Origin of the sequence: Pandoraea sp. PE-S2R-1 (genome assembly GCF_002179865.1) — a bacterium.
Taxonomy (GTDB): Bacteria; Pseudomonadota; Gammaproteobacteria; order Burkholderiales; family Burkholderiaceae; genus Pandoraea.
Genome location: NZ_NGUR01000013.1, coordinates 19607 through 41446, shown reverse-complemented (window position 1 = coordinate 41446; position 21840 = coordinate 19607). Strand labels below are relative to the sequence as shown.

Below are 21840 nucleotides of genomic sequence, written 5' to 3'. Positions count from 1 at the left end.
GCATCAACTGACAGAACCAGGCGGCGACGCCACGTTGTGGCACGTCGCCCCCGGTTCCTCGTCTTAGTTCTGCTTTTCCATCCGAACGATGGTCATGGTGCCGTTGACGTTTTCCACGCGCACCTTGACCTTGTCGCCCTCATGCACCTGCGCGGCCATGGCGGCGTCGCGGGTCTTGAACGCCATCGTCATCGCCGGCATGCCGACGTTTTCCAGCGGCCCGTGCTTGATGGTGACCATGCCCGTCGCGGTGTCCGTCTTGCGCACCACGGCATCCGTGAGCTGCCCTGCGGCGGCGGGCTTGGTGCCTTGCGCCGACGGCGACATGGCCATGCCGTTCATATTGCCCATGTTGCTCATGTCGCCTGCTGCAAAGGCGGCGGTGGAACTCGCGGCAAGTACCGCCATCGCAAGCATCGTCATTGACTTCATCTTCATTGCATTTCTCCAGAGGTAAGGGAAGGCACGTCCGTGCCAGAGGAAACAGCCGGGGGTGTTGCATCGGGGCCAGCGCGTTGCGCTTGTCGCAAGCGGCGACGCTGGAGTAAGAACCAGGCGGCGGGAATAACGAACATCGACAGCAGCGGTGCCGTGACCATGCCGCCGACCATCGGTGCGGCAATACGCTGCATGACTTCCGAACCGGTGCCATGTCCGACCATGATCGGGACGAGACCGGCGAGGACGACGGCCACCGTCATGGCTTTCGGACGCACCCGCAACACAGCGCCTTCGCGAATGGCGTCACTGAGCATGGCTTCGCTCAACGGTTCGCCAAGGGCCAGCCGGCGGTCGAGGGCGCCTTTCAGATACAGCAGCATCACCACGCCGAATTCCGCCGCGACACCGGCCAGCGCGATGAAGCCGACCGACGTGGCGACCGACACGGCGTGACCCAGCATCCAGATGAGCCAGAAGCCGCCAACCAGTGCGAAGGGCACCGTCGACATCAGCAGGGCGGCGTCTGCCGCCGAGTTGAACGTGAGGAACAGCAGGATGAAGATGACCGCGAGCGTGATCGGAATCACTGTGCGCAGTGTCGTGGCGGCTCGCTCCAGATATTCGAACTGACCGGACCACGCGATGGAATATCCCGGCGGCAGCACGACCTTCTGTGCGACCGCGTGCTGCATGGCCTTGACCGCCGACTGGAGGTCGGTGTCCCGAATGTCCACATAGACATAGCCGGCCAGCCGGGCGTTTTCGCTGCGGATCATCGGCGGCCCGTCGGTCAGCTTGATATCGGCCACATCGGCCAGCCGGATCTGCGCGCCCCGGTCGGTGACGACCGGGAGTTGCCGAAGCGACTCAAGCGAATCGCGAACTTCCCGGGGATAGCGCACGTTGATGGGAAACCGCTCCCGGCCCGCAATCACTTCACCGACGTTCTCGCCACCGACCGCCGACGACACCACCGACTGCACGTCTGCCACCGACAAGTTATAGCGAGCCGCCGCCTGCCGGTTGACGTCCACGTCGATGTAGCGGCCACCGTTCAGACGCTCGGCAAGCGCCGACGTCACACCCGGCACAGGTTTCACCGCCGCCTCGACTTGCGTGGCGATCTTGTCGATCTGCGTCAGGTCCGGGCCGGAGATCTTCACACCCACGGGGGTCTTGATGCCAGTGGAGAGCATATCGAGCCGGTTCCGGATCGGCGGCACCCAGACGTTCGACAAGCCCGGCACCTTGACCGTGCGGTCCAGTTCGTCGACCAGCTTCTCCGGCGTCATGCCCGGCCGCCATTCGCTGCGCGGCTTGAACTGAATCGTCGTCTCGAACATTTCCAGCGGCGCCGGGTCCGTGGCCGTATCCGCTCGCCCCGATTTGCCGAAGACGGTCGCAACTTCCGGCACGGTCTTGATCAGGCGGTCCGTCTGCTGGAGCAATTCCGTGGCTTTGGCTGCCGAAATGCCCGGCAACGCGGTCGGCATGTAGAGCAGGTCGCCTTCGTCGAGCGGCGGCAGAAACTCGCCACCCAGTCGCGAAATGGGGATCGCCGTCAGCATCAGCGCCACGACGGCGATGCCGATGGTGACCCATGGACGCCGCAGAGTTCGCTCCAGCAATGGCCGGTAAAGCCGGATCAAGACCCGGTTGATGGGATTGGACGCCTCGTGTGGAATGCGCCCGCGAATCAGGTAGCCCATCAGCACCGGCACGAGCGTTACCGACAGCCCGGCCGCCGCCGCGATCGTGTAGGTCTTGGTGAACGCGAGCGGCGAGAACAGTTTGCCTTCCTGTCCTTCGAGCGAGAACACCGGGATGAACGACAGCGTGATGATGAGCAGCGAAAAGAACAGCGCAGGCCCCACTTCGGCCGCCGAGCCGGCGATCAACTGCCATCGTTTCGCGCCGGTGAGGGGCGTGCCGGGGTGCGCGTGCTCGAACGCTTCCAGATGCTTGTGGGCGTTCTCGATCATGACGATAGCCGCGTCGATCATGGCGCCAATGGCGATGGCAATGCCGCCCAACGACATCAGATTGGCGTTCACGCCCTGATAGCGCATGACGATGAAGGCGGCCAGCACGCCCAGCGGCAACGACAGGATGGCGACAAACGCACTGCGCAAATGAAACAGGAAGACCGCGCAGACCAGCCCGACGATGATGAACTCTTCGATCAGCTTGTCTTTGAGGTTGTCGACCGCGCGCTCGATCAGTTGTGACCGGTCGTACGTCGTGACCACCTCGACGCCCGGCGGCAGCGACTTCTTCAGGTCAGCCAGTCGAGCCTTGACGCCGTCGATCGTCGTCAACGCGTTCTTGCCCGAGCGCATGACGATGACCCCGCCGGCCACTTCGCCTTCGCCGTTCAATTCGGCGATGCCGCGCCGCATTTCCGGACCGATCTGGATGCGTGCGACATCGCCGAGCAGTACCGGCGTGCCTGCGTCGTCGCTGCGCAGCGGGATGTGGCGGAAATCGTCGAGCGTTTGCAGATAGCCGGTGGAGCGGACCATGTATTCCGATTCGGCCATTTCCACCACCGAGCCGCCCGATGCCTGATTGGCCTTCTTCAACGCGTCGATCACGGCGCTGTGCGTGATGCCGTAGGCGCGCAGCTTGTCCGCATCGAGGACCACCTGATACTGCCGGACCATCCCGCCAAGCGAGGCCACCTCGGCAACGTCCGGCACCGACTTCAGCTCGAACTTGATGAACCAGTCGTTGAGCGCGCGCAACTGTCCCAGATCATGTTTGCCGGTGCGGTCGACCAGTGCGTACTCGTAGACCCAGCCCACGCCCGTGGCATCCGGCCCGAGTGCTACGGTCGCGCCTTGCGGCAAGCGGCTTTGCACTTGATTGAGGTACTCGAGCACGCGCGAGCGCGCCCAGTACTGGTCGGTCTTGTCGTCGAAGAGTACGTAGATGAATGCGTCGCCGAACGACGAATACGCGCGAATCGTCTTGGCACCGGGCACGCCGAGCAACGTTGTCGTCAGCGGATAGGTCACCTGATCTTCGATGACCTGCGGTGCCTTGCCCGGATACGACGCCTTGATGATGACCTGTGTGTCCGACAGGTCGGGGAGGGCATCGAGCGGCGTTCGCGCAAGCGAGTACACCCCCCACGCCGCGACGAGTACGGTCGCCAGCAACACCAGAAAGCGGTTGTGGATCGACCAATGAATGATGCGGGCAATCATCGCTGGCCTCCGCCGACAGGCTCGACCTTCGTCAACTGGAATCCCTCATCGGTCTGCCGGAACACGAAGTGCAGCGTCTGGCCCGGTTTCACCTCGGCAAAGGCCGTCGGCGATGCTTTGCCGAATGACATCGTCATCGCGGGCCAGCCGAGCGCCGGTACGGGTTGATGCGAAAACGTGATGCCCTCGGGGGTAACCGATTCGACTTTGCCCGTGGTTTCGTACGTTGGTGATGCACTCGCCGCGGCTGCCGCCGATGCACTGGCAGGCTTGTCCGGTGTCATGGGCATCGTGGGCATCATGGGCGGCGGGGCGTCTGCAACGGGCAACACCGATTTCAGGCTGGCTTCCGAGTCGATGAGGAACTGGCCCGACGCCACGACGCGCTGGCCGTCGCTCAGTCCGCTGACGATCTCCGTGTCGTTGCCGAAGTCGCTGCCGACCGTGACGTTGACCGGTTGCAGACGGCCGTCGCTGTTCTGCACGATGACGACTGTGCGTTTGCCGGTGGCGATGATTGCCTCGGAAGGCACGAGCAAGCGCGGGGCGGATGCTTGGCCCGCGATGCGAACCCGGAGCCACATGCCGGGTGTGAGCTTGCCGTCGGCGTTGTCGAGTTCGAGGCGGGCGGCCAGCGTGCGGCTGTTCGGATTGATGCCGGGCAGGATTTCGCGAATCCGGCCGGTGAGGTGTTGTGAGGCGTCGGTGGCCAACGTGGCGTCGACGGTCATGCCCGGCTGCACGCGGGCGGCCATCGCCTCCGGAATGTCGACGATGACCCAGAGCTTCGCGAGGCCAGCGACCTTCGCCAGCGTCTGTCCCGGCGTGACCATCGCGCCGTTGCGCACGTTCAACTCGGTCAGCACGCCGGCACGCGGGGCGGGCAACACGACATGGGTTTGCACAGTGCCAGTCCGATCCAGCGCCGCAATCAATCCGTCTGGAATGGACAAAGCGCGCATGCGGGCGCGTGCAGCGGCGAGCATGCCGTCGTCCATGTGGCTGCGTTTGAGCGCGAGGTATTCCTCTTGCGGCGGCAGCCAGTCCGGCACGTACAGCGACGCAATCGGTGCCCCTTGCTTCACCCGTTGCATCGGCGCACTCGCATACAGTCGGTCGATGTAGCCGGTCACGCGCGACTGGACAACATCCGCTTGCGACTCATCGAACTGGGTACTGCCCACCGCCTCGAAGCTTTCGCTCACCGCCTGCCGGCGGACCGTGGCGTAGCGGATGCCCAGATTCTGCTGTAGATCGGCATTGATCTTGATACCGTTCGAGGCCGCTTCGTCGGCATAGACGGGTACCAGTTGCATGTCCATGAAGGGCGACTTGCCGGGCTTGTCGAAGTGCTGATTCGGTTGCATCGGATCGTGCCAGTACAGCACTTTGCGCGCGGCAGTGCCGGTCGGCGCGGCGTCGGCCTTGCCGTCAGCCATTGCAGTTACCGACATCGGCGCCGCTTCGCGTTTGCCTGCGACGTAGCCCGTGCCAAGCAGCGCAGCGGCGGCAAATAACCCGGCGATGCCGATGACCAGAGGTTTCTTGTTCATGTTCGTCTCCCTCATTGGTCCGCCGCCATGCTGGGCGGGACCACTTGATATTCGAGTTGTGCCCACGCCAGCGAGGTGTCGCGCTGCACGTCCAGCGCCTGCAACTGCGCTTCCAACTGCGCCCGCTTGGCCGCGAAGATGTCGGTCAGTGCGCCGTTACCCGCCTGATAGGCCGCGGTGGCTAACTGCACGCGCTGATCGGCAGCAGGCAGCAGCGTGCCGTTCAGATTAGTCAGACGCTGGTGGCCGTTCTCGATGAGAGTGGCGAGGTTGTGGATGTCGGCTTGCACTTGACGTTGCGTGTCCTCGTACACCAGCCGTGCACGCGTGCCTAACTCGGCCTTTTCCGCCACATCGCGGTCTTGCCGGCTGCCACGGTGAATGGGCAGTGGAATGCTCACGCCGACCGACACCATGTTCGAGTACTGGCTGCCGCGTTGCTGATACGCGACCTCCCAGCTCCAGTTCGGTGTGCGGTCGCTGCGTGCAACCGAGGTATCGGCGTCAGCGGCGGCGATGTCGGCTTCGGCCGAAATCAGGGCGGGTTGCACCCGATCCAATTGCTCCGGCGGTAACGACGGCACCACCGAGTCGGTGGCGGGCGGGTCGCCGACCACGTCGCCGACCGTGGCCGTGGTCCAGCGAGACAAGGCGATGAGCGTGGACTGGAGCGTTTGCTGCGCTTTGAGGCGTTGATCCTGCGCCTGACCGAGCATCGCCTGCGCTTGCGCCACGTCGGCGGCCGAGGCTTTGGCACCGCGATACGACGCCCGCGTCGCGCCCAGTTCGTGGGTCATGTGCATGACCAGCGCCTGTTGCAACGTGAGGGCCCGTTTGGCATAGACGGCATTGAGCCACGCAGTCGCGGTCTGCTGCCGGACATTGGCCACTTGCATGAGATACGCCGCGCGATCGCGGTCGACTCTGCGGTTGCCCAGCGCGGTGCGCAGTTCCCGCTTCTCTGACGAGACCCACTCCTGTTCGATGCCGATACGGCGCATCGTCATGAAGTCCTGCCCGACGGTAAAGCGCTGGTCGCCGTTGATGGGCAGGTTGTCGATGCCTGCTTTGAGCGTCGGATCGGGCAGTTGCCCGGCTTTCACGGCGGCCTCGGCACTGGACCGGACGGACGCCTGCGCTGCCTGCATGCTGGCAGAGCGTGTCACCGCCGACTGAAGCGCGGCCTCAAGCGTGAAGGGAACGGATTGTGACGCGCTGGTCTCTTGTGCGAATGCACGGGGTGCACTGGCGCCAACGAGAGCGAGCGTGATGAAGAGAACGCACGAGTGCGTTCGGGTGCGCCAGCGAATGGACGCACCGGGAATCGGATGCATGGTAGAACCCCGAATCGACGAACCCCATAGGGATTCGCGCTCCGCATGGAGCAACTTCGCCGCTTGCGCGACGAACCTTGATTAACAACTGGCTGGGGTCAGAGCGATGTGGGCGGGCGCCACGGGCCGTCGGGGGCGCGCACGCTGAGGGTGTCGGCGTAAGCGAACGTGACGGCGGTCATGGGGCCGAAGGGGCGGGTGGCCGACGGCAGGTCGACCGGGTGATACAGGCTGCCCAGTTGGCACTGGGTGGTGGCCTTGCAGAACGGCGCTTTGAGTTTGACGCCGTCGGGGGCTTTCATCGAATCGCAGCCGGGCATATCTGCTGCCATGGCTGCCATCGCGGCCATGTCGCCATCGTCCACCGACGGTGACATCTGCATCGGACAAGCGCCGGTCAAGCCGCTGGCCGCCAGCCCACTGATGGGCAGCACGGCGCAAAGCAGAAAGAGGCAGCAAATCCGCAGGAATTTCATCGTGCGGAGTATAGCAGTCCGTTATCTGCGTTGTCGGGGATTTTGGTGCCCATGGCCTGTTGTGGATGACTCATCGTTGGGTTGAATCGCTCACTCGTCGGCCGCATAGCGCTGCCGGGCCGATTGCAGCATGTACAGCGTGATGCGCTTCACCTCCGCCTGACTCTCGGCGATGTGCGCCTTGATCCGTGATTGCGCCAGCGCGACGTTGCCGTCCTGAATGGCGTCGAGAATGGCCGCGTGCTCCTCGTAGGTGGCGGCGATGCGTGGCACTTTCGTGAAGTCGAGTCGGCGGATGATGCGGATGCGCTCGGTGACGTCCTGATGCATGCGCGACATCTCGATGTTGCCCGTCGCCGTGACCAGTCCGGCGTGAAAGGCCTCATCGAGCGAAGCCACCGTTGCCGGGTCGGCCTCGCGCTGCTCCGGCGCGACGCACCAGATGGCGCGCAAGGCCGCCAGCGACGGCACCATCGCACCTTCGATGATGCGGGCGATGGCGGCCGACTCCATCACGATGCGAATCTCGTACAGGTCTTCGAAATACTTGAAGTCGAACGCGCGGACTTGCCACCCGCTCTTGAAATGAACATCGACGTACCCTTCGCGCTGCAACCAGAACAGCGCCTGCCGCACGGGTGTCCGGCTGATTTGCATGCGGGTTGCGACGTCGCCTTCGCTGAAGCGGTCGCCGGGCAGCAGGCGAAAGTCGAAGATGTCGGCTTTGAGCGACGCATAGACCTGTGCCGCAATCGAGTGGGCACTGCTCGCCGGACCTTGCTTCTCCGGCAGAAGGGCATTGTTTTCGTTCATGGCAAAGACAGGTAGTGAAGGGGCAGCTAAGAAAGGGTCAGCTAATCGAGACGAGCGGATCGCCCGCGTGAATCATCATGCCGGGCCGGCAGTGGAACGTGTCGACGATGCCGTCGCGGGGTGCGGCAATATGGAACTCCATTTTCATTGCCTCCAGAATCAGCAGCGGATCGCCCGCGCTCACCCGTTCGCCCGGTTGTGCGACCAGCTTCCACACGCTGCCGCTGATATCGGCTGCGACCACCGAGCCGTCGATACGAATCTCGGCAGCCGGGTCGCCGCGCTCAGTGGCCTTGGGCGCGTGCGCCGATTCATGGTTCCACCGCTGGACCTCGGCATCGAACGCGGTCTTTTGCGCGGCCTTGAAGGTTGCCAGCTCGGGGGAAATGCGTTCGAGAAACGCGTTGTACTCGCCCAGATCGAAGGTCTCGTCTTCGATACGCACGCTTTGACGGCCCTCGCGGAAGTCCTGCCGAAGCTTGTCGAGTTCGGCTTCCGTGACCGGATAGAAGCGCACCTGATCGAAGAACCGCAGCAACCACGGCTTGCCGTCGATGAACACCTCGTTCTTGAGAAACTTGTTCCAGATCGGCAGCGTGCGGCCAATGAGCTGATAGCCGCCCGGCGAATCCATCCCGTAGATGCACATGTACACGCCGCCGATGCCCACGGTGCCCTCGGCGGTGTAAGTGCGCGCCGGGTTGTATTTGGACGTCATCAGGCGATGGCGCGGGTCGACCGGCACGGCACATGGGGCGCCGAGATAGACGTCACCCAGCCCCAGCACCATGTAGCTGGCTTCGAACACGGTGTTACGCACGTCGTCTGGCGTCGCGAGCCCATTGATGCGGCGGATGAACTCGGTATTGCTCGGCAGCCACGGTGCGGTATCGCGCACCGACTGACGGTAGCGGGCAACAGCGTCGAGCGTGGCGGAGTCTTCATAGGCCATCGGCAGGTACACGACGCGGCTGGGTACGCGCATCGTCCGGATGTCGCTCAAGCCGTCATCAGTCGCCGCGACGATACCTACGAGTGCCCGTTGATCGATCACCCGGCTGTCGTAGCGAATTTGCAGCGAGCGTACGCCGGGCGACAGCTCGAGAATGCCGTCATGCGCCTGCTCGCGCAGCGAGGTCATGAGCGCGTGAATACGAAAGCGCAGGTTGAGGTCGAGCACGTTCTCGCCGAATTCCACGAGCACGTGCTTGTCACCGGCTTGCCGGACCACGGTCTTGGGGCGCTCGCCATGGGCGGCCGTCTCATGCAGGATCGGCGACGTGCCGGGTGAGGTGAAGCTTGGGGTCAAAGCGGTCGCAATGCCGTCCGTGTCGAAGCCGTGGTCGAGCAGCGCATCTTGGGCGCGTTCGAGGGCAAGTGCATCGTCAAACGACATCGGACGGAAGCGGATTTTGTCGCCCGGCTTGACTTGGCCTACCTTCCACAACTCGGCTTTTGCGATGGTGACGGGGCAAACGAAGCCGCCGAGACTGGGGCCGTCACGGGTGAGGATCACCGGCATATCGCCCGTGAAGTTGATGCTGCCGACGGCGTATTCGCAATCGTGGATGTTCGACGGATGCAGGCCCGCTTCGCCGCCGTCGGCACGCGCCCACTCGGGTTACGGGCCATTGAGCCGGACGCCCAGCCGGTTCGAGTTGTAGTGCACCTCCCATTCGGCTTCGAAGAACGCAGTAATCGACGCGGGTGTAAAGAAGTCCGGCGCGCCATGAGGGCCGTAGAGCACGCCGATGTCCCACGTCTTGCCGTAGGCCGGCACCAACGCTTGCGGTAACGCGACCGGTGCATGCCGGGGCGCGAGGCCGGCGCTCGCCGGAGCCGTTGGGTCGGCAATCGGCAGGATGTCGGAGGGGCGCAAGGTACGCCCGCCGTGTCCACCGAATTGCCCCAGCGCAAACGTGGCACGACTGCCCAGATAGACCGGCACGTCGAGCCCATTGCGCACGGCGAGATAGGTGCGGCAGCCGCTGAGTGTCTTGCCCATGCGCAGCGTCTGGCCAGACTTGACGGTAATCGGGGCCCAGAACGCGACGGTTTCGCCGTCCAGCGTGGCGTCGGTCGGTGCGCCGGTCAGCGCGATGACGGTGTCTTGCCAGAAGCGCAGCGTCGGGCCGACGACGGTCGCCTCAATGCCAGCGGCCTGCGCCACGTTGCCCACGATGGTGTTGCCCACGCGAAACGCCCAATCGTCCATCGGGCCGGACGGCGGCACGCCGATGTCCCAATAGCCGACGCGTCCCGGATAGTCCTGAACGGTGGTGTAAGTGCCCGGCTCGATGACTTCGATGGCGTTTGGCGCGTAAGCAAACGTGTCGAGCGCGCGCGTCGAGACATTGCCGGTGCCGAAGGTCTCGGAGGCGACCACGGCGCGAAGGTAGTCAAGGTTCGTCGCGATGCCGCCAAGGCGTGTCTGCGACAAGGCCTGTTGCAGGTTGGCGATGGCGGCCGGGCGGTCGTCGCCAAAGGCGATGATCTTGGCGATCATCGGGTCGTAATGTGCCGAGACTTCCGTGCCGGTCGACACCCATGTATCGACGCGAACGCCGGCCGGGAATACGGCCTCCGTCAATACGCCGGGGCTCGGGGCGAAGTGCTTCAGCGGATTCTCGGCGTAGACGCGCACTTCGATGGACGCGCCACGCCCGGTGATGTCCTGCGTCAGCGATGGCGGCTCACCCGCCGCCGTCCGGATCATCCATTCCACCAGATCGATGCCGGTGACTGCCTCGGTAATGGCGTGTTCCACCTGAAGCCGCGTGTTGACTTCGAGGAAGTAGAACTGCGCCTGCGCGGCGTCGTAAATGAACTCCACTGTGCCAGCGGATCGGTAAGCGACCGATTGACCGAGTCGGCGGGCAGCGGCCAGCAATTGTTCTCGTATCTCGGCGGGCAGATTGGGCGCGGGTGTTTCTTCGACGACTTTCTGGTTCCGCCGCTGCAACGAGCAGTCGCGCTCGCCTAGCGTGATGACGTTCCCTTGGCCATCGCCGAAGATTTGCACTTCCACGTGGCGGGCCCGGTCGACGAAGCGCTCCACGAAAACGCCCGCGTTCGCAAAGAACGATTTCCCCAGACGTTGCACCGAGGCGAAGGCCGCCGTCAGTTCCGCTGCGTCGTCGCAGCGAGTGAGCCCGATGCCGCCGCCTCCGGCGGTGCTCTTGAGCATGACCGGGTAGCCGATGGCGTCGGCCGCTGCGTGTGCCGCGTCGATGTCTTCGAGCAGGCCTGAGCCCGGCGTCAGCGGCACGCCCGCTTGTTCTGCCAACGCTCGGGCGGCGTGCTTCAGACCGAACTGCGACATTTGCGCGGGCGTCGGTCCGACGAACGCGATGCCTTGCGCTTCGCACTCGGCGGCAAATTCGGCGTTCTCCGAGAGGAACCCGTAACCGGGAATGATGGCCTGCGCGCCGCTCGACTTTGCCGCAGCAAGGATCAGGTCGGTGCGCAGATAACTCTCTGCCGCCGTGTTGCCGCCGAGCGGGATGGCGATGTCGGCGGCACCAACGTGCAGGCTGTTGCGGTCGGCGTCGGAATAGACGGCCACGCTGCTAATGCCCATGCGCGCCAGCGTGCGGGCAATGCGACACGCGATCTCGCCACGGTTGGCGACCAGAACGGTATGAAACATGGCGGGCTCCGGGGTCAGTGCGCGGTCGCGGTGGCGATGTTGCGCATCGCTTGCAGGTAGTCGGCCCAGCCGCCGAATTCGGTAATGTCTTTCGCCTCGCGGAGCGCAAACGGCTCGCAGATGAAGCCCTTCACGCGTCGCCCGTCGGCGAGTTCCAGCGTGCCGATGCCCAGCGGCGCCGGAATGCCTGTGACAAACGTGCCGAAGGTTTCGGCGGGCACATCCCACAACTCGACGCGAATCGGCGCGCCGCTGTCGGCACGGGCCAGCCCGGGCTTGGGTGGCGACGTGTTGGCGAGTGCGTAAAGCCGGTAGTCCGCGCTGGTCGTCGTGGCTTCGACGAAGCGCGCGTTGCGCGACGTCAGCTCGTGATTGAGCGGCATGCCGCGCAGATGGGCGCCGACGACGGCCACCCGAATGGTTGCTGCACCCTCGGCACGTGCAGGGAGCGACACGTCCTTCGGCAGCGGCAGGCCGGTCGCGCCGCGCGGCAGCTCGGTGCGTTGATGCCACTTGGCAGCGTAGGCGGCGAGCGCACGTTCGCGCCAGGCGTCGGCGATCAGCGTGATGCCGAACGGCAGGCCGTCGCTTCGAATACTGGCGGGCACGGAGATGGCGCTCCAGTCCAGCAGATTGACGAAGTTGGTGTACTTGCCCTGATTGCTGTTCAGGCGCACGGGGTCGTCGAGCAGTTCGGCGATTCGGTAGTGCGTGGGGGCTGTGGGGACGAGCAGGGCGTCGAATTGCGCGAGGAGGGCGTCGGCACGCCGCTTGAGGTCGGCAAGGCGATACACGCCGTCGAACGCATCGGCGGCGGAGAACTGCGTCGCCTTGAAGATGATGTCGCGCACGACCGGATGAATGTCGGCCTCGTTGGACTGTGCGAAGTCCCGCACCGCTGCGTACCGCTCGGCGACCCATGCGCCGTCGTAAAGCAACGCCGCGACCTCGTCGAACAGCGAGAAGTCGATCGGCACACAGGTCGCGCCTTGCGCCTGCATGGCGGCCACTGCGTCGCGGAAGGCTTGTTCTGCCAACGCGTCGCCGAAGAATTCGGGCTGCTGGGGAATGGCAAAACGTGGGGCATCGGGCACGCCCCAAACCAAGGCGGACGATGGCGCTTCACGCGACAGGCCATCGGCGGGATCGAGCGCAGCGGCGACGTCATACACCCGCGTGGCATCGCTGAGCGTCGTCGCAAAAACAGACACGCAGTCGAGCGTGCGGCAGGCGGGCACCACCCCGGTATTGCTGAACGCGCCGCGCGTGGGCTTGAGGCCGACGATGTTGTTCAGCCCTGCCGGCACGCGCCCGGAGCCTGCCGTGTCGGTGCCGAGCGAGAACGGAACCAGGCCGCGTGCGACCACCGAGGCCGAGCCTGAACTGGAGCCGCCGCTGATGTAGTCGGGATCGAACGCGTTGGTGGGAATGCCGTAGGGGGAGCGCACGCCGACGAGTCCGGTGGCGAACTGATCGAGATTGGTCTTGCCGATGACGATGGCGCCGGCGTCGACCAGTCGTGCGATGACCGTCGCGTCGCGATCCGGCGTGTAGGCAAAGGCTGGACAGCCGGCCGTGGTGTCGAAGCCGAACGCGTCAATGTTGTCCTTGGCGGCAAACGGCACGCCGTAGAGCGGCAGTAGGCTGATGTCCCCATCCACAGCGCCTAACCGGTCGGCAAGACGCAAGAGTTGGTCTGCGAGTGCCTTTTCCGACACCACGGAGATCCACGCGGGGTCTGGCGAGCGCAGCGTCTGACGCAATGTAGTGAGTAGGGCTTCCGGGGTTGCCCCGCCGCGATACGCCTCAAGCCACTCGCCGATGGTCCATCCACGCATTTGGTACTCCTTCTTGTGTACAAGTTTGCATTTGTATTAACAAGAAGCGTGCCAAGGCTTGCGGGTAAAGGCTTTGGCGGTTTTGCGGGCGAAGTTGGTGCGCTGTGGCCGCGCAGTTTTTGTTCGTGTTGGTGCGCGCGGGCACCATGGGCACGCGCGCGCACCTCAAGCGAGCCGTAGTGCACCAAAGCCAGACCAACTACCTTGAAAGCGAGTATTGCGTGAGTGACTGCGGTTCCGTAATGTGTGCTCAGGTTCGGTGAATCGCGCGCAGACGGCGGAAAACCAAACCGGACGCAGGGCCGCAACTCGTAGGTCGTGTATGTCAATTCACAGGGAGTGTGAGATGCCAGTACAACAACGCGATGTGGCAAGACAAGTGTTGGGTGCTTTCGCCGCCGGCCTGCTGTTGGCAAGCGTCGGCGCGCAGGCCGAGCCGCTGCAACTGCCGACGGTAAAGGACGCAACGCAAACACGATTGTTGCGGGAAGCCGACGCTCAGTACCAACGTTATGCGGATGCGCAGAACGTGTTCTTCTACGTCGACACCGCCAAGTCAGGCGATTGGCCTTGTCAGGTACCTGCGGCCCAACTGACGTCGTTGACGGGGACCTCTGATTACTCGGCAGGCGACGGCCCGACGGGTTACGGTCATCGCTACACCAACGTGGTCGTTCGCCCGGTGTCGGCCAGTTGCAAAGCCGGCAAGCTGGACGGACAAGTCGAATTGGTCTACGAAGCGGTGCGCGAGTCGTGGGGGCCGAGCTATCGCGGGAGTTCTCAGCAGACCGGGCGCATCGTCGCGGAGATCGCAGACGGCAAGCTGGTGCATCGGCTGGAGTTGCGTAAATCGGTCGAGGGGTCGAAAGACGGCGGCGGGACCGCTATACCGACGACGGCGGTTGCCAGTAGCGCCGAAGCGCCGGTGGGCGATTTCATGAATAGCGCGACGATTCTCGTGACAGGAGACGGTTCGAGAGTCTTCCTGAAGCGGCCCGTGAAGACGGCGCGCGGTCCGCGCCTTGAAAAGGCGTTCTACATCGGCACGACATTGATTGCCGTCGATCATGCCGATGCCAACGGTACGCCCGACGGTCTCTCAGTCAACTACAAAGGCGGTACGGAGACCAAAAGCTGCATGAGCCAAGGCAAGCCCGCCGATATGAAGGTCTGCGGCAAATAGTGGACGTGGCGATGACGACGGGATGAAGCACGAAAGCCAACGTGGGTGGCCACGTTGGCTTTCTCTTTGATGGCGCAGCGCTTATTTGTCTTGCTCGTGGCTCATGGCCGCCGTGGCGAGTGCCGTTGCCACGGCCGGTGCTGCTTCCTTGCGCTCGCTGTACCGGTCCGTCAGGTAGTCGGAGCGGTCACGTACCAGCAATGTGAACTTGATCAGTTCCTCCATGACGTCGACCACCCGGTCGTAATAGGGCGACGGCTTCATGCGGCCATTCGCATCGAACTCCTGATACGCCTTCGCGACCGACGACTGATTCGGAATCGTCACCATGCGCATCCAGCGTCCGAGCACGCGCAGCGCATTGACCGAATTGAACGACTGCGAGCCGCCGCAGACCTGCATCACGGCAAGCGTGCGGCCCTGCGTCGGGCGAATACCGCCCATTTCGAGCGGCAGCCAGTCGATCTGATTCTTGAAGACGGCGCTCAGGGTGCCATGACGTTCCGGACTGCACCACACCTGACCTTCCGACCACTCAGAGAGCTTGCGCAGTTCGACCACCTTCGGATGATCGGCCGACACGCTGTCCGTCATCGGCAACCCGTGCGGATCGAAGATGCGGGTCTCAGCCCCGAAGTGCTGAAGGATGCGCTCGGCTTCCTGTACCAGCAAACGACTGTAGGACGTCTCGCGCAGCGACCCGTAGAGCAAAAGAATGCGCGGCGCATGGGTGCTGACGTCGGCGGGTTCGAGCTTGCGAAGGTCTGGCACATCGAGCGCCGGGTGGTTCACGTTGGGCATATCGAGGTTCATCCGATTCTCCTGCCTTGGGCGTCGATGACGGCTTCACCGTCTTCTTTGGTGAACGCGCCTTGTTGCGGCGACGGCAGGATATCGAGCACGCGCTCGGACGGACGGCAGAGGCGCGTGCCCAAGTCCGTCACGACGAACGGACGATTGATCAGGACCGGATGCGCGAGCATGGCGTCGAGCAACTGATCATCGCTAAGCGACGGGGCAGCAAGACCCAACTCGTCGTAGGGCGTGCCTTTCTCCCGAATGGCTTCGCGCACGGTGAGTCCCGCGTCGCGAATCATGGTTTGCAAGGTATGCCGGTCGGGCGGCGTGTTCAGGTACTCGACGATCGTGGGTTCGATACCCGCGTTGCGAATCATCGCCAGCGTGTTGCGCGACGTGCCGCACGCGGGATTGTGAAAGATGGTGACGGACATGACGTTTCCTTAGTGCTTTGCCTTGCTGCGTAGACTTATTGCACGGACTTATTGCGTTTCGTACCAGCGTTGCGAGCGATTGACGACGGCGACCACGAGGAGCATGACGGGCACTTCGATCAACACGCCGACGACCGTGGCGAGTGCTGCCCCTGACTGAAAACCGAAGAGACTGATCGCCGTGGCAACGGCCAGTTCGAAGAAATTGCTCGCGCCGATCAACGCGGACGGACCGGCGACACAGTGCGCCACGCCCAGCTTGCGGTTGAGCCAGTACGCCAACCCGGAATTGAGCAGCACCTGCACGAGAATCGGGACCGCCAACAGAAGGATGATCAGCGGCTGCCGGACGATGGCGTTGCCCTGAAAGCCAAACAACAGCACGAGTGTGGCGAGCAGTGCCGTGATCGAGTACGGCCCCAAGGCACTGACGACGCGTTGATACGTCGCTTCTCCACGGGCAAGCAGCGCCTTTCGCAGGATCTGAGCGATCACCACGGGGATGACGATGTAGAGGCCGACCGAGGTCATCAAGGTGTCCCACGGGACGGTGATCGACGACAGCCCGAGGAGCAGCGCCACCACCGGGGCGAAGGCGACGATCATGATCGCGTCGTTAAGCGCCACCTGCGACAGCGTGAAGTACGGATCGCCTTTGCAAAGCTGCGCCCACACGAAGACCATGGCGGTGCAGGGCGCGGCGGCGAGCAAGATGAGACCCGCGATGTAACTGTCGATCTGATCGGACGGCAGCCACGCGGCAAACAGATGGCGTATGAAGATCCAGCCCAGAAACGCCATCGAGAACGGTTTGACGAACCAGTTCACAAACAGCGTGACGCCGATGCCCCGCCAATGGCCGGTCACTTGCCCCATCGCGCTGAAGTCGATCTTGATCAGCATCGGGATGATCATCACCCAGATGAGCACGCCCACGGGCAGATTCACCTGTGCGACTTCCATGGCCCCGACCGTACGGAACAGGCCCGGCAGCCATTGCCCCAGTAGAATGCCGGCGACGATACACAGCGCGACCCAAGCCGTCAGATAGCGCTCGAAGAAACCGATGGCATTGGACGCGGCTGCCGAGGCTGGCGATGCGGGTGTTGGCGTGGTGCTCATGATTTCGGCTTCATCGGGACGGTGCACGCCGAATCGGGCAAGCACGGGACGCCGCCGCAGCAATTTTCCGTGAGATAGCCGAGCAGGCCGTTCATGGTCTCGAAGCGCGCCATGTAGATGATGGAGCGGCCGTCTTGGCGGCTCGCGAGCAGCTCGGCGCGGTGCAGTTCCTTGAGATGGAACGACAGCGACGACGCTGGCATGTCCATCAATTCGGCGATACGGCCAGCGGGCAAACCGTCAGGTCCGGCCTGCACCAGCAGCCGGAACACCGTTAGACGGACGGAGTGAGCAAGCGCAGCCAGCGCTTCGAGGGCGTTATTCGTTTCCATGTTTCGAATATAGTCGAAACATGGAAATATATCAACAACGGCACCTCAGTGAGCCGCCACCGGGCCACTTGCAGCGTTCTTGTCGGGTTTCGTGAACCAGATCAGCGGAATGATCAGCACGAAGATCACGCCGGAGATCCAGAAAATATCGTCCAGTCCCAGCATGACCGCCTGAAGATTCAGGCTGTTCTCGATGGACGCCAGCGCCTGCGCGTACGAGAACCCGTTCACGGTCTGCAAAGTGTTGATGGTGGACTGAACCGATGGACTGCCGACCACGATCTGCTCGGTGAGGCGCGCATGGTGGAGGATGGTGCGGTCGCTCCATGCAGTGGCCGTCAGCGAGGTGCTCATCGCCCCGCAGAATGTGCGGACAAAGTTCGACAGACCCGCCGCTGCAGGGATCTTCTCCGGGGGCAATCCGGACAGCAAAATCGCGGTCAACGGGACGAAGAAGAGTGCGGTCGGAATGCCCTGCAATAACGTGGGAAGCACCAGCGAGTGCATGTCGATGCCCGTAGTGAATTGCGCACGCATGAAGAACACACCGGCAAATCCCACGAAGGCCAGCGTGGCGAGTATGCGCAGGTCGGTTTTCGGGATGATGCGTCCGAGCATGGGTGTGAGCAGGACGGCGAAGATCCCGAGCGGCGCGGTGGCGAGACCCGCTTGCAGGGCGGGATAGCCGAGGTATTGCTGCATCCATTGCGGCAACACGACGAGATTCGCGAAAAAGATGCCGTACGCCACGGAAATCGCCACCGTGCCAGCGAGGAAGTTGCGGCCTTTGAACAGCCGCAAATCGACAATTGGATGGGCGTCGGTAAATTCCCAGATGATGAAGAAGGCGAAGCCGATCACGGCGACCAGTCCCAGCACCACGACGGTCGTCGAGTGGAACCAGTCGAGATCCTTGCCCTTGTCGAGCATGATCTGCAACGCGGCGACCCACATCACCAGCAACGACAGGCCGACCACGTCAATCGGCAGCTTGCGGCGCTCGGACTCGCGATCGCGGTATATGATCCACGTCGCGGCAGCGGCAAACAGGCCGACAGGGATGTTGATATAGAAGATCCAGGACCATGAATAGTTGTCGGTCATCCACCCGCCGAGGGCTGGGCCGGCAATGGGGCCGACGGTAGCGGTCATGGCCCAAAGAGCTAGCGCCGTCGAGCTTTTCTGCTTGGGATAAGAGCCAAGCAGGATCGCTTGCGAGAGCGGTGTCATCGGACCGGCGACGGCCCCTTGCAGCACGCGCGCGGCAAGCAAGGTCGGCAGGTTCGGCGCAATGCCGCACAGCCACGACGACAAGACGAAAAGCAGAATCGAGATCACGAATAGCCGCACTTGCCCGACGCGCTGCGTCAGCCAGCCGGTCAGCGGAATCGACACGGCGTTGGCCGCTGCGAACAGTGTGATGACCCAGGTGCCTTCGTCGACTGAGACCCCGAGATTTCCCGAGATGGTTGGAATGGCCACGTTGGCGATCGAAGAATCCAGCACATTCATGAACGTTGCCAGCGCCACAGCGAAACTGGCGAGGGCCAGTTTGCCGCCTTTGAGGGGTGGCAGTTCGACAGGCTTGCGCGGTGCTGGCGCAGGAGCTGAAGGGGAGCTTATTGTCTTATCAATGTCTGACATGTCAGATAAATTCCGAAAAAAACGCGTGGATCAGTCGCCCACGAATTTTTTGAGCAAGTTGAGAAACTGCTTGAACTCTTCGGCGGAGAAGTCCTTCAGCCGGTGATTCAGGACGTGCGGTGCAATGTCGGGAATCTGTTCGTCGACCTGTTTGCCGGCAGGGGTCAGTGCCAGTTTGACGACGCGGCGGTCATCGGTACTGCGATGGCGGGAGATCAGACCTTTGGCTTCGAGCTTGTCGAGCATCCGCGTGGTCGAGCCGGAATCCATCCCGAGCATCTTGCTCATTTCAAGCGGGGTGGTGATCTCGCCGACCCCGAGCGTGCGCAAGATGCCCATCTGCGGCCCGGTGAGGTCGAGCGGCTTCAGTGCCTGATCCATTTCTGCCGCCAACAGGTTGCGGGCTTTGCTCAGGTAGAAGCCAACGCTCTGCGTCAGTTGGAAGTTGTTGCGGTCGTAGTGATTCACGCCAGATCCGGACTCGGATTTTAATTGCCTGAACAGTATTTGATAAGTCAGGTAATGTCAAGCGTCCCTTAATCGATGTGTCGATCCTCTCGAATCTGGTGAGTTGCAACTGCAATTGTAGAGTGGCATGATCTTATCGATTGCAATTGCAACCGTTTAAAAAGTAAAAGAGGACTGATCCGATGACAATCCAGCTCTACGGTTTTTGGCGATCGAATGCGGCGTTCCGCGTTCGGGTGGCGCTTGCGCTCAAGAACCTGCCATTCGAAGAAATTGAAGTCGACATTTTGTCGGGGCGTCAGTTTGACGCCGAGTACGCGGCGGTCAACGCGGAGCACGTGGTGCCCACGTTGGTCCACGACGGCCATCGTGTGTTTCAGTCGCTGGCGATCATGGAGTACCTCGACGAGGCGTACCCCGAGCCGCGATTGCTGCCGGAAGATTTGAAGGAACGGGCCTATGCGCGGGCACTGGCATCCGTGTCGATTGCGGACTCGCATCCGTTGACCGTGCCACGTGTTCGCAAGCATCTCGGGCAGGCGTTTGGCGCTGACGGCGCGGCCATTGAGGCGTGGTGCCGGCACTGGGTTAGGGAAGGGCTGGCAACGTACGAGCGGCTATTGAGTCAACGTCCCGCTGAACCATTTGCACTGGGCGCCGCGCCAACCCTTGCCGATATTGGGATCGCCGGCCAGATCGCGCTGGCCCATGTGTACGACATGGACCTCATCGCGTTTCCGAAGGTCGCCGCATTAGGGAAGCAGTGCTTCAAGTTATCGGCATTTGTGCTGGCACATCCGTTCGAGCAACCGGGCTACCGGCGTCGGGGGAGTTGAAAGCGGGGCGTACCTGAGGGTACGCCGCCCGCGATCGGCCATCGCGCCTTTGCGCGGCGGCCGTTGCTGATGACTTTGGCTATCTCGGGGGGATTGCGGCTATGCCGGTTACGCCGGCTGCACCACCGGTGCCGTTGCCGGTGCGGTGGAGAAGCGCTCGCGCAGTTCTTCCAGACCGAGCGATGCCAGCACTTCTTCGAGGCGTTCGGCGGGACGGCGGCGTGGCAGGTTCTTGTACTGGGCGATGATCAGCTCGTTTTTCATCGAGTGTTCCCAGCCGACCAATTCGGTCACCGTGACGTGGTAGCCATGGGCTTCCAGTTGCAGGCAGCGCAGCACATTGGTTATCTGGCTGCCGAACTCGCGCGTATGCAGCGGGTGGCGCCAGATTTCGGTCAGTGCGTTGCCCGCCAGTTGCTTGCCTTTATGCTTGCGCAGCACGCCAGCGACTTCGGCCTGACAGCACGGCACGAGCACGATGTGGCGAGCCTGCTTGGCCAGCGCGAAACGGATGGCGTCGTCGGTGGCGGTATTGCAGGCGTGCAGCGCGGTAACGACGTCGATGGTCGACGGCAGCGCGGGTGACGTGATCGAATCGGCGACTGACAGGTTGAGGAACGACATTCCCGAGAAGCCCAGCCGTGCGGCCAGGGCTTGCGAGGTCGTGACGAGTTCCTCGCGGGTCTCGATGCCGTAGATGTGCGAGTCGTCGGCGAGCGCTTTGAAGAACAGATCGTAGAGGATGAAGCCGAGGTACGACTTGCCCGCACCGTGGTCGGCCAGCGTCACGCGGCCTTTTTCGGTTTTGACTTCTTGCAGCAGTGGTTCGATGAACTGGAACAGGTGGTAGACCTGCTTGAGCTTGCGCCGGCTGTCCTGATTCATCTTGCCGTCACGCGTCAGGATATGGAGTTCCTTGAGCAGCTCGATAGACTGACCGGGGCGGATTTCGTGGGTATTCGACATGTGCGGACTAAGTAAGCTGCGGGACGTGAGGCGTCCTGGAAACCGACAGTTTACCGAAATTAGGGCGCGGGCCTGTGTGATCTAACCGAACGGGCTCAGATTCTACCGTTCAAGCACACACTCAATATTCGCATAATGTACATTATGTTAAATCGTATTTTTGAGGAAGATTCCGTTCAGAAATCTTCCCGGAGGCACCTGTGAGACTGAAGCAAACAGCAGTCGGCGGACGCAATTTAGGGTAATGAACCCCGCTTTTTCGGACATAAATGTGCAACTTCATTGAGTTTGCAGATTTGCAGCGGAATTCTGTCGCAGAAATGATCATTCGCAGAATCGTAGTGAAATTGTGTCCATGGCGGTTTGACGGGCACTTATAGCTTTCCCGTGGCGTGGATGGTTGGCAGTAACTGCTTTAGCGAGCTGATGCAATCGATCCCGAAATGCCGTGTGCCCGAACGGTCAACGAGAGCAGCCGGAATACCCACAGAGGTCGCGACCTCGTAATCACATGCACGCGAATCGCCGACCATCAAAGTATGCTGGACGTCGACCGCAAGTTCTTCACATGCCAGTGTACACATGCGGGCATTTGGTTTGAGCAGTCCAGACTCAAACGACCAGATACGGGGCGTTGGTCGGATGGGCAAACAGTCGAGCGCCGGCTCGGCATATGGGCTGGCCAGACTGGGCAGAAGTCCGATCTTGATACCTCCTGCATACGTTGTATTTCGAGTTCAGGGC

General features: G+C 62.7%; 17 protein-coding genes and 1 pseudogene. 2 read left to right on the top strand and 16 right to left on the bottom strand.

Annotated elements, in window-relative coordinates:
- Positions 1-63 precede the first annotated feature (63 nt).
- The 8 genes and pseudogenes from CDV44_RS16175 to atzF form a co-directional block, all read right to left on the bottom strand.
- Positions 64-438 (bottom strand): copper-binding protein, encoded by a 375-nt coding sequence (locus tag CDV44_RS16175; RefSeq protein ID WP_249277587.1) that lies wholly within the window; start codon positions 436-438, stop codon positions 64-66.
- Positions 435-3650: an efflux RND transporter permease subunit gene (locus CDV44_RS16170; protein WP_087688946.1), complete on the bottom strand. Its 3216-nt coding sequence runs from the start codon at positions 3648-3650 to the stop codon at positions 435-437. Before CDV44_RS16170 ends, CDV44_RS16175 begins: the two co-directional genes overlap by 4 nt.
- Positions 3647-5203, bottom strand: coding sequence for an efflux RND transporter periplasmic adaptor subunit (locus CDV44_RS16165; RefSeq protein ID WP_087688945.1), 1557 nt, complete (start codon positions 5201-5203; stop codon positions 3647-3649). The genes CDV44_RS16170 and CDV44_RS16165 overlap by 4 nt, the downstream gene beginning before the upstream one ends.
- An 11-nt stretch (positions 5204-5214) precedes the next feature.
- On the bottom strand, positions 5215-6537 hold the full coding sequence (locus CDV44_RS16160; RefSeq protein WP_087688944.1) for a TolC family protein: 1323 nt from the start codon (positions 6535-6537) through the stop codon (positions 5215-5217).
- Between the two features lie 98 nt (positions 6538-6635).
- Positions 6636-7013 carry a hypothetical protein gene (locus tag CDV44_RS16155; RefSeq protein ID WP_087688943.1) on the bottom strand — a complete coding sequence of 126 codons (378 nt, stop codon included), beginning with the start codon at positions 7011-7013 and terminating at the stop codon, positions 6636-6638.
- Between the two features lie 90 nt (positions 7014-7103).
- Entirely contained in the window at positions 7104-7826 is a 723-nt protein-coding gene (locus CDV44_RS16150) for a GntR family transcriptional regulator (protein WP_087688942.1), read from the bottom strand.
- A 37-nt stretch (positions 7827-7863) separates the two neighbouring features.
- Positions 7864-11475, bottom strand: a pseudogene (gene uca, locus CDV44_RS16145) (urea carboxylase).
- A gap of 14 nt (positions 11476-11489) precedes the next feature.
- Positions 11490-13313 carry an allophanate hydrolase gene (atzF, locus tag CDV44_RS16140; RefSeq protein WP_087688941.1) on the bottom strand — a complete coding sequence of 608 codons (1824 nt, stop codon included), beginning with the start codon at positions 13311-13313 and terminating at the stop codon, positions 11490-11492.
- A 346-nt stretch (positions 13314-13659) separates the two neighbouring features.
- Here atzF and CDV44_RS16135 point away from each other — a divergent pair, with 346 nt between their 5' ends.
- On the top strand, positions 13660-14496 hold the full coding sequence (locus CDV44_RS16135) for a hypothetical protein (protein WP_140413487.1): 837 nt from the start codon (positions 13660-13662) through the stop codon (positions 14494-14496).
- A gap of 81 nt (positions 14497-14577) precedes the next feature.
- Here the strand turns inward: CDV44_RS16135 and arsH are convergent, their stop codons facing one another.
- The 6 genes from arsH to CDV44_RS16105 are packed head-to-tail and all read right to left on the bottom strand — an operon-like array spanning position 14578 to position 19294.
- Positions 14578-15309: an arsenical resistance protein ArsH gene (gene arsH / locus CDV44_RS16130; RefSeq protein WP_087688939.1), complete on the bottom strand. Its 732-nt coding sequence runs from the start codon at positions 15307-15309 to the stop codon at positions 14578-14580.
- Complete coding sequence (gene arsC / locus CDV44_RS16125) at positions 15306-15728, bottom strand: arsenate reductase (glutaredoxin) (RefSeq protein ID WP_087688938.1); 423 nt, start codon at positions 15726-15728, stop codon at positions 15306-15308. Before arsC ends, arsH begins: the two co-directional genes overlap by 4 nt.
- 48 nt (positions 15729-15776) lie before the next feature.
- Positions 15777-16850 carry an ACR3 family arsenite efflux transporter gene (arsB, locus tag CDV44_RS16120; RefSeq protein ID WP_087688937.1) on the bottom strand — a complete coding sequence of 358 codons (1074 nt, stop codon included), beginning with the start codon at positions 16848-16850 and terminating at the stop codon, positions 15777-15779.
- Positions 16847-17182 (bottom strand): helix-turn-helix transcriptional regulator, encoded by a 336-nt coding sequence (locus tag CDV44_RS16115; protein ID WP_087688936.1) that lies wholly within the window; start codon positions 17180-17182, stop codon positions 16847-16849. Before CDV44_RS16115 ends, arsB begins: the two co-directional genes overlap by 4 nt.
- Before the next feature lie 45 nt (positions 17183-17227).
- The gene (locus CDV44_RS16110) at positions 17228-18826 is read right to left on the bottom strand and encodes a DHA2 family efflux MFS transporter permease subunit (protein ID WP_087688935.1); all 1599 of its coding nucleotides are present in this window, start codon (positions 18824-18826) and stop codon (positions 17228-17230) included.
- Positions 18827-18856: 30 nt separating this feature from the next.
- Complete coding sequence (locus CDV44_RS16105) at positions 18857-19294, bottom strand: MarR family winged helix-turn-helix transcriptional regulator (RefSeq protein ID WP_249277586.1); 438 nt, start codon at positions 19292-19294, stop codon at positions 18857-18859.
- 182 nt (positions 19295-19476) lie between these two features.
- Here CDV44_RS16105 and maiA point away from each other — a divergent pair, with 182 nt between their 5' ends.
- The gene (maiA, locus tag CDV44_RS16100) at positions 19477-20130 is read left to right on the top strand and encodes a maleylacetoacetate isomerase (protein ID WP_087688934.1); all 654 of its coding nucleotides are present in this window, start codon (positions 19477-19479) and stop codon (positions 20128-20130) included.
- Positions 20131-20238: 108 nt separating this feature from the next.
- Here the strand turns inward: maiA and CDV44_RS16095 are convergent, their stop codons facing one another.
- Together CDV44_RS16095 and CDV44_RS28750 are read right to left on the bottom strand one after the other, a co-directional pair.
- Positions 20239-21096, bottom strand: coding sequence for an SAM-dependent methyltransferase (locus tag CDV44_RS16095; RefSeq protein ID WP_087688933.1), 858 nt, complete (start codon positions 21094-21096; stop codon positions 20239-20241).
- Positions 21097-21470: 374 nt separating this feature from the next.
- Positions 21471-21746 carry an HAD hydrolase-like protein gene (locus CDV44_RS28750; RefSeq protein WP_371328776.1) on the bottom strand — a complete coding sequence of 92 codons (276 nt, stop codon included), beginning with the start codon at positions 21744-21746 and terminating at the stop codon, positions 21471-21473.
- Between the last annotated feature and the right edge of the window lie 94 nt (positions 21747-21840).

Coding starts and splice junctions, on each gene's coding strand:
- CDV44_RS16175 (WP_249277587.1), bottom strand. CDS start 438: ATGAAGATGAAGTCAATGACGATGCTTGCGATGGCGGTACTTGCCGCG.
- CDV44_RS16170 (WP_087688946.1), bottom strand. CDS start 3,650: ATGATTGCCCGCATCATTCATTGGTCGATCCACAACCGCTTTCTGGTG.
- CDV44_RS16165 (WP_087688945.1), bottom strand. CDS start 5,203: ATGAACAAGAAACCTCTGGTCATCGGCATCGCCGGGTTATTTGCCGCC.
- CDV44_RS16160 (WP_087688944.1), bottom strand. CDS start 6,537: ATGCATCCGATTCCCGGTGCGTCCATTCGCTGGCGCACCCGAACGCAC.
- CDV44_RS16155 (WP_087688943.1), bottom strand. CDS start 7,013: ATGAAATTCCTGCGGATTTGCTGCCTCTTTCTGCTTTGCGCCGTGCTG.
- CDV44_RS16150 (WP_087688942.1), bottom strand. CDS start 7,826: ATGAACGAAAACAATGCCCTTCTGCCGGAGAAGCAAGGTCCGGCGAGC.
- atzF (WP_087688941.1), bottom strand. CDS start 13,313: ATGCGTGGATGGACCATCGGCGAGTGGCTTGAGGCGTATCGCGGCGGG.
- CDV44_RS16135 (WP_140413487.1), top strand. CDS start 13,660: ATGCCAGTACAACAACGCGATGTGGCAAGACAAGTGTTGGGTGCTTTC.
- arsH (WP_087688939.1), bottom strand. CDS start 15,309: ATGAACCTCGATATGCCCAACGTGAACCACCCGGCGCTCGATGTGCCA.
- arsC (WP_087688938.1), bottom strand. CDS start 15,728: ATGTCCGTCACCATCTTTCACAATCCCGCGTGCGGCACGTCGCGCAAC.
- arsB (WP_087688937.1), bottom strand. CDS start 16,850: ATGAGCACCACGCCAACACCCGCATCGCCAGCCTCGGCAGCCGCGTCC.
- CDV44_RS16115 (WP_087688936.1), bottom strand. CDS start 17,182: ATGGAAACGAATAACGCCCTCGAAGCGCTGGCTGCGCTTGCTCACTCC.
- CDV44_RS16110 (WP_087688935.1), bottom strand. CDS start 18,826: ATGTCAGACATTGATAAGACAATAAGCTCCCCTTCAGCTCCTGCGCCA.
- maiA (WP_087688934.1), top strand. CDS start 19,477: ATGACAATCCAGCTCTACGGTTTTTGGCGATCGAATGCGGCGTTCCGC.
- CDV44_RS16095 (WP_087688933.1), bottom strand. CDS start 21,096: ATGTCGAATACCCACGAAATCCGCCCCGGTCAGTCTATCGAGCTGCTC.